The sequence below is a fragment of the Phormidesmis priestleyi ULC007 genome, assembly GCF_001895925.1.
In the GTDB taxonomy this organism is placed as follows: Bacteria; Cyanobacteriota; Cyanobacteriia; order Leptolyngbyales; family Leptolyngbyaceae; genus Phormidesmis_A; species Phormidesmis_A priestleyi_A.
In genome coordinates this window covers 163,455-175,949 of the sequence record NZ_MPPI01000003.1, presented here as the reverse complement: position 1 = coordinate 175,949, position 12,495 = coordinate 163,455, and the positions used below count along the sequence as shown (strand labels likewise).

At 47.5% G+C, this 12,495-nt stretch carries 10 protein-coding genes; 5 read left to right on the top strand and 5 right to left on the bottom strand.

What is annotated here, in order from left to right; genetic code table 11:
* Positions 1-154 precede the first annotated feature (154 nt).
* Positions 155-2,122: a molecular chaperone DnaK gene (gene dnaK / locus BRW63_RS04745; RefSeq protein WP_073069765.1), complete on the bottom strand. Its 1,968-nt coding sequence runs from the start codon at positions 2,120-2,122 to the stop codon at positions 155-157.
* 257 nt (positions 2,123-2,379) lie between these two features.
* Positions 2,380-3,105, bottom strand: coding sequence for a nucleotide exchange factor GrpE (gene grpE, locus BRW63_RS04740; RefSeq protein WP_073069764.1), 726 nt, complete (start codon positions 3,103-3,105; stop codon positions 2,380-2,382).
* Positions 3,106-3,569: 464 nt separating this feature from the next.
* Between grpE and BRW63_RS04735 the strand changes: the two genes are divergently transcribed.
* The 4 genes from BRW63_RS04735 (at position 3,570) to BRW63_RS04720 (ending at position 8,781) form a co-directional block, all read left to right on the top strand.
* Positions 3,570-5,567 carry a GspE/PulE family protein gene (locus BRW63_RS04735; protein ID WP_073069763.1) on the top strand — a complete coding sequence of 666 codons (1,998 nt, stop codon included), beginning with the start codon at positions 3,570-3,572 and terminating at the stop codon, positions 5,565-5,567.
* A 116-nt stretch (positions 5,568-5,683) separates the two neighbouring features.
* The gene (locus BRW63_RS04730; RefSeq protein WP_073069762.1) at positions 5,684-6,790 is read left to right on the top strand and encodes a type IV pilus twitching motility protein PilT; all 1,107 of its coding nucleotides are present in this window, start codon (positions 5,684-5,686) and stop codon (positions 6,788-6,790) included.
* Positions 6,791-6,877: 87 nt separating this feature from the next.
* Positions 6,878-8,107: a type II secretion system F family protein gene (locus tag BRW63_RS04725; RefSeq protein WP_073069761.1), complete on the top strand. Its 1,230-nt coding sequence runs from the start codon at positions 6,878-6,880 to the stop codon at positions 8,105-8,107.
* A gap of 89 nt (positions 8,108-8,196) precedes the next feature.
* Positions 8,197-8,781 (top strand): hypothetical protein, encoded by a 585-nt coding sequence (locus tag BRW63_RS04720; protein ID WP_073069760.1) that lies wholly within the window; start codon positions 8,197-8,199, stop codon positions 8,779-8,781.
* Positions 8,782-8,842: 61 nt separating this feature from the next.
* On the opposite strand, the gene BRW63_RS04715 is transcribed toward BRW63_RS04720, so the two are convergent.
* Genes BRW63_RS04715 through BRW63_RS04705 form a run of 3 tightly spaced genes read right to left on the bottom strand, consistent with a single transcriptional unit; the run spans position 8,843 to position 9,945 of the window.
* Entirely contained in the window at positions 8,843-9,307 is a 465-nt protein-coding gene (locus BRW63_RS04715; protein WP_073069759.1) for a ferredoxin, read from the bottom strand.
* Positions 9,307-9,693, bottom strand: a complete 387-nt coding sequence (locus tag BRW63_RS04710; protein WP_073069758.1) for a DUF1257 domain-containing protein — start codon at positions 9,691-9,693, stop codon at positions 9,307-9,309. The genes BRW63_RS04715 and BRW63_RS04710 overlap by 1 nt, the downstream gene beginning before the upstream one ends.
* A 42-nt stretch (positions 9,694-9,735) precedes the next feature.
* Positions 9,736-9,945 (bottom strand): DUF2997 domain-containing protein, encoded by a 210-nt coding sequence (locus BRW63_RS04705; RefSeq protein ID WP_073069757.1) that lies wholly within the window; start codon positions 9,943-9,945, stop codon positions 9,736-9,738.
* 649 nt (positions 9,946-10,594) lie between these two features.
* Here BRW63_RS04705 and BRW63_RS04700 point away from each other — a divergent pair.
* Entirely contained in the window at positions 10,595-12,454 is a 1,860-nt protein-coding gene (locus BRW63_RS04700) for a serine/threonine protein kinase (protein ID WP_073069756.1), read from the top strand.
* Positions 12,455-12,495 lie beyond the last annotated feature (41 nt).

The window sequence follows — 12,495 nt, the reverse complement described above, 5'->3', positions numbered from 1 at the left end:
TCAAACTTCTCACAAGTCGCGATTTTGGTTGAGTCAAAATCAACGCTTCAGACCTAAATCTAGCATTTATGCAATAAATCTAGCGGACGGATGAGGATGAGGTCACAAACTTTGGCAAATCGAAGCCTCCGATCGAACATCTGAGTATTTTTGATCAATCGACCGCTTCATAGTCAGCCGTGATCGTAGCATCATTCTCAAAATCTGCCGGAACGGTTTCGTCGTTGTCAAAATCAAAATCACTGTTTGATGCAGCAGGTGTTTTCGGAGCGTCATTATTCGATGACTTGCCAAAGTCTTCGTGGTCTTGGTTTAGACTTCCATAGACGGCAGCGCCGATCGCAAACAAAATCTGTTGCAGCGCATCTACTTTTTGAGTCAGATCCTCAATGCTGATTTTGGGATCGGCGATCGCAGTTTTCAGTTCGGCAACTTTTTCGTTTGCCTGAGCCTTGAGGCTGTCGCTGATAAACTCACCATTGTCTCGCATCGTAGACTCGTAGCTAGAAAACAAGTTGTCTGCCTTGTTTCGTAGCTCAACGCGATATTTTCGACGAGTGTCTTCTTCAGCAAAGACTTCTGCCTCTTGCTTCATGCGCTCAATCTCGCTGCCGCTTAAGCCGCCAGTGTTAGAGATTTCGACGCTCTGTTCACGGTTAGTGCCTTTATCACGGGCAGAAACCTTGAGAATGCCATTAGCATCAATATCAAACGCAACTTCAATTTGAGGAACTCCTCGCGGCGCTGGTGGAATGCCCGTCAGTTGAAACTTGCCTAAACTCTTATTATCTTTCGCCATCGCCCGTTCACCTTGAAGGACGTGGATTTCAACAGAGGTTTGCCCGTCAGTTGCCGTGGAGAAGACTTGAGTTTTGCTGGTTGGAACGGTGGTGTTACGCTCAATCACTCTAGTGAAGACTTCTCCCAAGGTTTCGATTCCTAATGAGAGGGGGGTGACATCGAGCAGCAGCAGGTCTTTGACTTCCCCACCTAGCACACCTGCTTGGATTGCTGCGCCCAGGGCAACGGCTTCATCGGGGTTGACAGAACGATCGGGCGCTTTGCCATTAAAGAATTTTCGCAGAGCATCTTGAACCGATGGGATGCGAGTAGAGCCGCCGACTAGAATAATTCGATCGATCTCCTCGATCGTGAGTTCGGCATCCTTGAGCGCCTGTTTCATTGGCTCGATCGTATTTTGGATCAAGGTGCTGGTCAGTTCTTCAAATTTGGAGCGGGTCAACTCCGTCTCTAGATGCTTAGGGCCCGTCTCATCAGCCGTAATGAACGGTAAGTTGATAGAAGTACTCAACGTTCCAGAAAGCTCAATCTTGGCTTTTTCTGCTGCTTCTCGCAGACGTTGCAGTGCCATCTTGTCCACCGACAGATCGATGGTTTCCTGCTGCCGAAATGCCTCAATCATCCACTGCACAACGCAGCCATCAAAGTCATCGCCGCCCAAGTGATTATTACCAGAGGTTGCTTTGACCTCAAAAACGCCGTCTCCTAGCTGAAGAATGGACACGTCAAAGGTGCCGCCACCCAAGTCAAACACCAGTACGCATTGTTCCTGATCCTGCTTATCCAAGCCATAAGCAAGGGCGGCAGCCGTAGGCTCATTAATAATTCGCAGCACTTCTAGCCCAGCGATCGTTCCTGCATCTTTCGTCGCTTGACGTTGAGCATCACTAAAATAAGCGGGGACGGTAATCACGGCCTGCGTAACTGCCTCTCCTAAGTAATTCTCAGCATCCTGCTTAAGCTTTTGCAGAATCATGGCTGAGATTTCTTGAGGCGTATAGTTCCGTCCCCGAATTTGCACGTCTACTGTGTCATCTTTGCCCTTGACACAGTTATAGGGAACGCGAGAACGCTCTGTCTGGGTATCGTCCCAACGGCGACCAATAAAGCGTTTGATGCTGAAAATTGTGTTTTCAGCATTAGTGACAGCTTGACGTTTGGCTAATTGACCGACTAAACGATCGCCAGCCTTGCCAAAGCCAACCATACTGGGGGTGGTTCTTCCGCCCTCAGAGTTGGAGATGACAACGGGCTGACCGCCTTCTAAGACAGCAACGCAACTGTTGGTCGTGCCTAAGTCGATACCAATGACTTTTCCCATAGCTAGCGTCGGTGAAGATTATGCGAGATGAATGCAGAACTGAGAGATTGATGCAACTGATACCCTGAGTTTTCCGTAGCCATTCACGAAAGTTATTCACAAGCTCAGTCGCTTAATCCGAATTATTCCCTATCTTCAAATAGTTGTAACGTCCTAGCTGCAAATCAAACCCACAGTAAGCCTTAGATTACTTAGCTTCGAGCGTAGCACGGGCTTTCGTCTGACAGCAATGAAACTACAAACTCTTGATGCAAGGTTTACTCAGTTGCCCCTGCGGTTGCTGGAATTTCTCCGTCTTCTGGTGGCGCTGCAACTTTAACCATGGCATGCCGTAAGACTCGATCGCCCAGCATATATCCTCGCACTAGTTCTTCAATAACCGTGCCTTCTGGATGTTCGCTAGTTGGCTCTCTCATGACGGCTTCATGAAGATTGGGGTCAAACTCTTTCCCGTCCGATCGCATCGGAGCCACTCCGACTCGTTTGAGACAATCGACGAGTTGCTTATAAACACTTTGATAGCTTTTGTGAATATTCATCTCCCCGTCGGTTTGGGGTTTGATGTGCGATCGGGCGCGCTCAAAGTTATCGACCACAGGCAGCAACTCATTGAGGGTAGAGCATTTGATCTGCTGCTCTAAGTCTTCTTTCTCTTTCTGAGTTCGTCTGCGGAAGTTTTCAAAATCCGCCACAATTCGTAAATATTGATTGTTGCGGTCTTCTAGCTGCGCTTTTAGAGCCTCTAACTCTCGCTCTTTTGTCGCAAAGGTTGAGCGGAGATCCATAAAGGCTGCTTCATAGTCGGTGTCATCCTCCACCGCGTTCTTAGGTAGGGCTTTCTCGGCTCCTAGCAGCCCGTCAGAAGCTTGAACATCGGTCTGAGGCACCTCGCTTTCCCCCGGTTGCGGATTTAGAGTCGGCACCCCTTCTGAAGTAGTTGTTGAAGCTTGAGTCTCTTGTAGCTGATTTTCTTCGTCAATCATCGTGCGCTTATCCCCTCATTAAAGATCGCTTACCTTAGCTAAGGCTTCTCTTCATCCTACCTAATCGTTTACAGGATGCTAGGTTTCTGCGACCTGCCAAACGTAAAGCATCATATCCTGACAAAGGCATTCTGACTGAATTTCACCTAAAAAATGAGGGGTTAAGTGACTGCTGGATCTGAAAAATATAGATACTAGAAAAAGATCTTCTAAAAATAGTCGTAAAAAACTCCGACGAGAGCTATCTACAACCGTTATTATCTGTACCAACTTCTATATTTCGATCGTCCCCCTATCAAATTTGCCATTACCATGATCTCACTTAGCAAATGTCGATAGAGCTTGGCAGGGCTGAAGGAGCGTTTGCATCCACTTCACTCCTCTCAGCAAGTTCGTGGAACATTTGACGAGTCTTTCTAAAGTTTTTTGGGAATGTTTTACAAGGAGATCTTCGTTCAGCCATTATGACTAACTCCTCTTCTCAGCGTCGTGCTCTGATCGTCCAAAATAATTCCTCCCCGTTTGGAAACAAGCTGATTCAGTCTGGTTTTGTCAACAGTGAGCAGTTAAACCAAGCCCTCGCTGAGAGTCGTAGATCGGGTGAATCGCTTGCTACCGCTTTAGAGAAAATTAAGGGACAGCCGCTTCCACCAGACTTACTCCGTCAATACAAGAAGCAACAACTATTTGAACTGAAGATTCTCTATGGCGTAGAGTCACTCGATCCAGAAATTAGTCAAATTTCGGCTAATCAGATGAGTCAGTTGATTGATACCTTGATTCCGATCGAGATTTGCAGTCGCTATAAATTATTGCCCCTTGCCCAGAGTGACGCTCAACCGCCTTTTGTGTTGGTCGCGATGGTTGATCCCGATAACCTGGCTGCTCAAGACGACTTAAATCGAATTCTGCGCTCAAAAGGGTTAAGCCTCCAGCGATTAGTGATCACGTTAGAAGATTACCAGCGCTTGATGTCACAACACCGTGACACTGCGTTAGAAGTCCAAAAGCAAATAGAGCAAGAGTCAAAAGTCGATGTCAAATCTGACCTGGAAGGCTTGGAATCGCTGGGTGAAGATCTTGACGATGACGCTTCTGAAGTAGATTTAGATGCCTCTGATGCCGAAGCCGCACCGATCATTGCTTTAGTCAACAAAATCTTGATCAAAGCGCTGCAAATGGGCGTGTCAGATATTCACATTGAGCCACAGGAAGAGGTTTTGCGAGTCCGCTTTCGGAAAGATGGCGTCTTGCAAGAAGCATTTGAACCCTTCCCCAAAAAGATTATTCCTGCCGTCACCGCTCGCTTTAAGATCATTGCGCTGCTCGATATTGCAGAGCGACGAGTGCCTCAAGATGGACGCATCCGACGCGTTTATGACGGTCGCAAAGTAGACTTTCGAGTCAGCACGCTTCCGAGTCGTTACGGCGAGAAGGTGGTCTTGCGGATTCTGGATAACGCAGTCACGCAGTTGGGTTTGCACAAGCTGATCACCGATCCAGTTTCGCTAGAAACCGTTCAAGAGATGGTCAGCCGTCCCTTTGGGTTGCTTTTAGTCACAGGCCCAACTGGGTCTGGTAAAACGACCACACTTTACTCTGCCTTGGCTGAACGCAATGACCCCGGCGTAAATATCAGTACTGTAGAAGACCCGATCGAGTATTCGCTGCCTGGTCTGACTCAAGTCCAAGTTCTACGTGAAAAAGGAATGGACTTTGCGGCAGTGCTACGAGCCTTTTTGCGGCAAGACCCCGATGTGATTTTGGTGGGTGAAACTCGTGACCGCGAAACGGCAAAGACGGCGATCGAAGCTGCCCTCACTGGACACTTGGTTTTAACCACGTTGCACACCAATGACGCGGCTGGCGCGATCGCCCGACTCGATGAGATGGGCGTTGAACCCTTCATGATCTCAGGTGCCCTCTTAGGAGTTGTGGCTCAACGTCTCGTGCGTCGAGTGTGCGATGAGTGTAGACAACCTTATATGCCGACGATCGAAGAACTGGCGCGATTTGGCTTATCGAGTTCTGGTGATACTCAATTAACGTTGTTTAGAGCTAATACGCTGCAAACTCACGAGATTCAACAAGCAAGAGCCAATGGAACCTTGTGCCAGAAGTGCAATGGAGGCGGTTACAAAGGACGCTTGGGAGTCTATGAAGTGATGAAGGTAACCGAACGAATTCAAGCCTTGATTACAGAAGGGGCACCGACCGAGCGAATCAAAGAAACGGCGGTCGAAGAAGGCATGCAAACACTACTTTCCTATAGCCTAAATCTAGTGCGTACAGGTCTGACTACTTTTGAGGAAATCGAGCGTGTCACCTTCACCGACACTGGCTTAGAGGCAGAACTGCGGGCTAAACGCAAGAGTTCGCTAACTTGCCGAGGCTGCGGTGCCGAGATGCAGCAAGAATGGCTAGATTGCCCCTACTGCACGACCTCGCGATTTCAAGAATAGTGGCGATCTCCTAACAACTCACAGATCCCGTGATAGCACGGACGCGATCGCTGGGTAGACTAAATTCCAAAAACTGATTTAGAAATCCATCCCCACATACCAAAGGAGCAAACCGCATGGAGTTGATGATTGAAGACCTGATGGAGCAACTGATCGAGATGGGTGGCTCTGACCTGCACCTAACCGCAGGGTTGCCTCCCTACTTTCGCATTAGTGGGCACCTTCAGCCGATCGGCGACCAGGTTTTGAGCGCTGAAGAATGTCAGCGCCTCATTTTCAGTATGTTGAACAACACCCAGCGTAAGAATCTAGAGCAAAATTGGGAGTTAGATTGCTCCTATGGGGTTCGGGGTTTGGCGCGCTTCCGGGTCAACGTCTACAAAGACCGAGGCACCTATGCGGCGTGCTTGCGAGCGCTCAGTTCTAAAATTCCTAACTTTGAAAAACTCGGACTTCCTGATGTCGTGCGGGAAATGTCGGAAAAGCCTAGAGGTTTGATTTTGGTGACGGGGCCGACGGGTTCTGGCAAGACGACGACTCTTGCAGCGATGATCGACCTGATCAATCGCACCCGCGCCGAACATATTTTAACCATTGAAGACCCGATCGAATTCGTTTACGAACCCGTTAAAAGTCTGGTTCACCAGCGCCAACTGGGTGAAGATACGAAGAGCTTTGCAAACGCGCTAAAAGCAGCTTTACGAGAAGATCCCGATATCATTCTGGTCGGCGAAATGCGAGATCTAGACACTATTTCGCTGGCCATCACTGCGGCTGAAACAGGGCACTTGGTTTTTGGTACGCTCCACACCAGTTCAGCGTCTCAGACGGTCGATCGGATGATTGACGTGTTCCCGGCTGAACGGCAAACCCAAATCAGAGTGCAGCTTTCTAACTCTCTAGTCGCAGTCTTTAGCCAAACATTAGTGCCCAAGAAGAACCCTAAACCCGGTGAGTATGGACGAATCATGGCACAAGAACTCATGGTGATTACGCCTGGGATCTCAAACCAGATTCGGGAAGGCAAAACTGCCCAAATTTATTCTGCTATTCAGACTGGCGGAAAATTGGGGATGCAAACCTTGGAAAAGGTGCTGGCAGATTTATATAAAGCTGGACAGATTACGTTTGAAGCCGCAATGTCTAAAACTTCTCGTCCAGACGAGCTTCAAAGACTGATCGGTGGGGTGCCCGCAGGTGCTGTCGCAGGAGGCAAACGTTAAGTAAATCGATCGATCGGTTTCTCTAAACGTTCTTCAGCCCTTACCGTTTTCAAATTAGCGATTCATTCTTCATTTAGATTCTGAGCTATGCCTACCTACGTTGCCCGCGTCCGAGATTCCAAAGGAAATGCCAAGAAAGAAAAAGTGACCGCTGATTCTCTTAGCGAGGCGCGATCGACGCTTCGAGATCAAGGGCTTTTTGTTCAAGAACTCAAACAAAGTGAGAGCTTTGACCCTAACAACATCTTTGACTTTAAAAAGTTTCAAGCTGCGACGGCTCAGGTGTCGATCAAGGACAAGGCGGTTTTCTCGCGTCAGTTCGCAGCTTTGGTCAATGCGGGTGTGGCAATGGTTCGCGGTCTAGGAGTTTTGGCTGATCAGTGCACCAACCCAAAACTCAAGAAAGCTTTGATGGAAATCAGTGCCGATGTCCAGCAAGGCACTAACCTCTCTGATGCCATGCGTAAACATCCTCAATGTTTTGACGGACTTTATACCAGCATGGTTCAGGCTGGAGAGGTCGGCGGCGTACTAGATGAAGTCTTGGATCGCCTAGCTAAATTACTAGAAGATGTTTCACGATTGCAGAACCAGATTAAGTCAGCGATGACTTACCCCGTTGTGGTGGGGTTTCTTGCAACCATCATTTTTCTGGCGATGACCATCTTTTTGATTCCGATCTTTGCCGGAATCTTTGAGCAGATTGGCACCGATTTGCCTGCTTTTACTCAGGCAATGTTAAACATTAGCCTTTTTCTTCGCAGTCCTAATGTGATCATTCTGATCATTTTGGTTCCCCTAGTCGTTTTTGCTTATAGGCAATACTACAAAACACGGGTAGGACGGGAAACGATGGATCGGTTCTTTCTGAAAATGCCGTTGTTTGGAGATTTGATTCAAAAAACGGCAACGGCTCGATTTTGCCGAACTTTTGGTGCGCTGACTCGCTCTGGTGTCCCGATTTTGACGTGCTTAGAGATTGTGCGAGACACTGCCGGAAATCAGGTGATTTCTAACGCGATCGACGAAGCCAGAAAAGAAATTCAGACGGGCGGCATGATCAGCATTGCGTTGCAAAAAGAACAGGTGTTTCCGCCGATGGCCATTCAGATGATGAGCATCGGGGAAGAAACGGGAGAACTTGACAAAATGCTGATGAAAGTGGCTGACTTTTATGAAGATGAAGTCGAGCAAGCCGTTAAAGCTCTGACCAGCATTATGGAACCGATTATGATTCTGTTCTTAGGCGGCATGGTCGGAAGCATCTTGTTAGCAATGTATTTACCGATGTTCAAAGTGTTTGAGAAACTTGGTTAACTACACTTAGAACCTTTAAACACAGCGAGGTCAGAAGTTAGACAAGATTGAATTCTAGCTTCTGACTTTTTTTATGAGAGATGTCTTTTATGTCAATTCAAAAAACTCACTACGAAGAACTGTTGGCAGCCTATAGTCAACCTGCTGAAGCGATCGCGCTGCTCAAACGCTATCGGGCTTATCTAGAAATGTTGCCCAGTATGCGAAGACCTGAAGAAAGCGTGATTACGATTCCGCTTCCGATCGTCAAGCTTCGTCATTCGTCTCCGTCAGCGAGTGGTCACATGACCATTACAACGGTTGAGTCGCTGATGTTGCCTTGTGATATTGCGATCGTCATGTGCGACCCAGAATGGAAAATCAAAACAGGGCGGGAAATTTTTATTTTTATTCACCAACCCGAAGAAGATTTTTCTGACTTTTTGAGTCGTTGGCGGCGCACTCAGGTTCTGTTAGACAAAGATTACGAATGGGTTATGCCGCCTCGCTATCAACATATTCTCAGTGAGGGCGCTGCCAAGATTTATCCGCTTTTTGTCGTCTTTGAAGAGACTCCTGAGCGAATTAAAAAAGGGCTGAAAGGCGCTGGCCTACCTTTTGTGACCCAAATGTTAGTAGTCGATCAAGAAGAAACTGAAGAAATGGCTTCTGAAGTCGCAAAAATTGAGGATTAGAAAATCAAAAAGGCTCCAGTAACTAGCTACTGGAGCCTTAGCCCTAAACAGGACTCGAACATTATTGTCCCTGTTTTTTAGCCTTCATCCTTTGTTTGCGCCGACTGGTTGCCACCATCGCATGATCAATCGGGAACCCAACTACCGGAATCACCTGATATTTGCGTTCTTCCTCTAGCTTTTTCAAGTTTGTGTAATCAACCCAATGAATGCAGTCAACGGGGCAGGTGTCGATCGCTTCCTGAACCAGATCCTCTGAGTCTCCGTCTTGACGGATTGCACGAGAACGCCCATAGTCAGGCTCGATGTAGAAAGTATTACGAGCCACGTGAGCGCAATGTTTGCAGCCGATGCAGACGAGTTCATCGACGTAAACGCCCTTCTGTCTAAAGGCACCTCCCAATTCTGGTTCAAACCCCGATCGGGCTTCTGCATCTCGCAAAAAACCACCTAACTCTGGTTCAAATCCTGTCCTGTCCGTAGTCGGAAAGTCGTCACCTGAATGTGGCAATTGGGAGGAAGACATCATGCGCTCCAGCGTTGCAAAACTAGCCGAATTGAGCCATCTTGATTGCGCTTCTGTTCAGAAACTTGAAATCCTTTCTGAGCGCTTTCGTTGACGATCGTGTGATAAGCATAACGCTGAGTCACTTTGCTTAAGAAATAGTCAACGGGGCTGTCTTGCTTCCAAAATTGCAGATCAGAAACGAGTTCATAAGACTGACCATTCCAAGCAAACCCGATGTCGTAGCCGTTGTCTTGCTCGATGACAACTTCGGCAGTGTGAGTTAGGCCCTTGTAGCCACGAACTTCGCGAGGGCCAGATTTCCAGTCAATATCGAGATCATCTAAAGCAGACTTCAAGGAAGGTAAATTACGAATTTGAGTTTTGATTTGGCTGAAGTGTGACATGGCAGTTATTAACGCATCTAAAACTTTACAAATTGAGAAGACTTACCAGTTACTAAACGTCGCTTGAGTCGTCACAGCAGCAGACTGCTGAACGGTTTGCGCGAAATATTCGGAGGTGTGTTCTTGGGTCAAGACTTGACCGAGTTGCGCCTCGATCGCGGCCGTTACCTCTGCACAAGAAGCCCCAATGATGCCCGTAACTTTCTCTTGCACTCGACCGTCTGGGTAGATCACGAACTCTAGCGTTTCCATACTCTCGGCTCTACAAAGGGTCTATATAAAGGACTCGATCGCTGGCATAGACAGGTTAATGCACACGGTTGCTCTAACTTTTCCTACACTCTATTAAACTTTCAGCAATCAACTTACTACGAATTAAATCGTCGCAGAAGTTAATGAATTATGAGAGCGTTTGGAGTGTAAGTGTAAGTTTCGCTTAACTTTCAGTTGCAGTCAAGTAATGCAGCACATTTAGCACCTTTACAAAAATTTATACTCGAATAGGTCTCAACGTTCTTCTGTCCTGAGGGTGATATGAAGATTTGCTGGTCAAATCCAGGCTTGATAACTCTAATTAGAAGCCTAAAGATTTTTACGATCGTGCGTTATTTTGCTAATAAAGTACCTTGCAGTTCTCCACAGCATTTCAGCAGCGCAGGTTAAGAGCAGTTACGTATATTTGACTAGTTCATTCACGAACCCTAACAAAGCCTGAATGAGCATTTTAGAGCGTTTAGTTTTGGGCAATCTTAGTCATAAAACAAAAAGTCTTTACGCCAAAAGACTTCTAGAAGGTAGGGTAGCCCTATGAGGGGTCATGCCCCATGAGTACTTAGAGAGAGATTGAGTAATAATCGCTACAGTGACTAGTCCTTCTAGGTGCTCCTTGTCCTCCAAAGCTATGCAAACTGAAATGGTGTCCTCTATCTCTTTAGGAACGTTGCTTCGCCAGCGATATTTGATCAAACAAGTCTTGGGTCAAGGTGGATTTGGTCGAACCTATTTGGCGATCGATCAAGAGCGGTTTAACGAGCCGTGTGTTTTAAAGGAGTTTACGGTTCCTTATCAAGATGATGCTTTGGTCGAGAAAGCCAAAACCCTATTTCAACGTGAAGCCAGTACGCTCTACCAGATTCAGCATCCTCAGATTCCCCGTTTTTGGGCAGCGTTTGAAGACGAGCAACGCTTATTTTTGGTGCAAGACTTTGTGAAGGGGCAAACTTATCGGAGTTTATTGCAAGCGCGTAAACAAAAAGGACAGGCGTTTTCAGAGACAGAAGTCTTACACCTTCTCAATTACTTGTTGCCTGTTCTGAGCTATCTTCACGATCGTGACATCGTACACCGAGATATTTCCCCCGAAAACATTATTCTCAGGAGCCACAATCAGGGCTTTGAGCAACTGTTTGGTCAACCTGCAAGTGAAAATTTACCCGTAGAACTGCCTGTCTTGATTGATTTTGGAGCCGTGAAGGAAGCCGCGAGTCACTGGCCGATCGTCTCAAGTATTACCCGCGTCGGCAAAGTGGGTTATGCGCCTCCTGAACAGTTGCAAACCGGAAATGTCTCTCCCCATAGTGACCTTTATGCGCTAGGTGCTACTTCTCTTGTGTTGCTCACAGGTCGTGAACCTCAAGGGTTATTAGACAGTCAGACATTGGCTTGGCAGTGGCAACCCTATGCCAAAATTAGCGGGTTGTTAGCGCTGGTTTTGCAGAAAATGCTGGCATTGCAGCCGGGCGATCGCTATCAATCGGCACGAGAGACGTGGGCAGATTTACAGCCCTTGATGGAAGCGATGCAAAGAACACTTCTCAACCCGATGCTGTCTCCTCCGCAACTGGATAATCGGGACATTGCGCCTGCGTCACGCGATCGCGCTAGTCCACAGGTAACCACCATCAAAACTCAACTTTATATGACGGCTCACAATCAGGACAGTGCATCTTCGCAACCGCTAAAGAAGGTTTCGTCGAGTCAACTTAAACAACCCCGAAATCAAGGAATTGGGGCAGCGATCGCGGCAAGTCTTCTAGCGACCCTGGGAATTGGGACGCACCTGTTTAAGGTCACACTGCCTTTGGGTTCGACTCAGCAAACGATTAGTCTCCCTGCTAAAGAGGTTGCAAGCAACACTGTGTCGTCTAGCAACAGCCAACCGCAGCGAATCGAGTTTCTCTCTGGTGAAACCTCAATGGTGATACCGGGAAATCTGCAAGATGACCCAAAGCTTTATGTTTTAGAGGCGACTCAGGGGCAACTGATGACGGCTACTTTAGATGGGTCGTCCGGCGTGATTATGAGTGTGCTGCGAGCAAATCAACAAGGCGTTGACACGGCTGCTCATCAAACTCGCAATTGGACAGGGCGACTTCCTGCAACCGAGCAGTATACGATTCAGGTGAGCGGAAATGGCGTTTACTCGCTAGATATTTCGATCACACCATTGAGTCGTTCTGACTATTCAGACACGCAAGTGATCAAGTTCGATCGCGGCAAATCTGCAACAACTGTGACTGGCAAAGTTGAGGCTAATCACAAACGCCAATATTTGTTGAAAGCAAAAAGTCGGCAGATTATGGCGGTGAAAGTGGTGGCAGGAGAGGTAAACTTTAGCGCGATCGCACCTAACGGTCAGCGCATCGGCGGTAGTAGCAAGTCTCGTGACTGGCAAGGGCGACTGCGGACGGATGGTGAATATACCCTCGAAGTGTCGTCGACTAAAGCCGAGAATTTTGCGCTTTCGGTAGAAGTTTATTGAAGTTAGCGGTAGGTGATTGATTCAGTGAAGGTGGGAGCGTT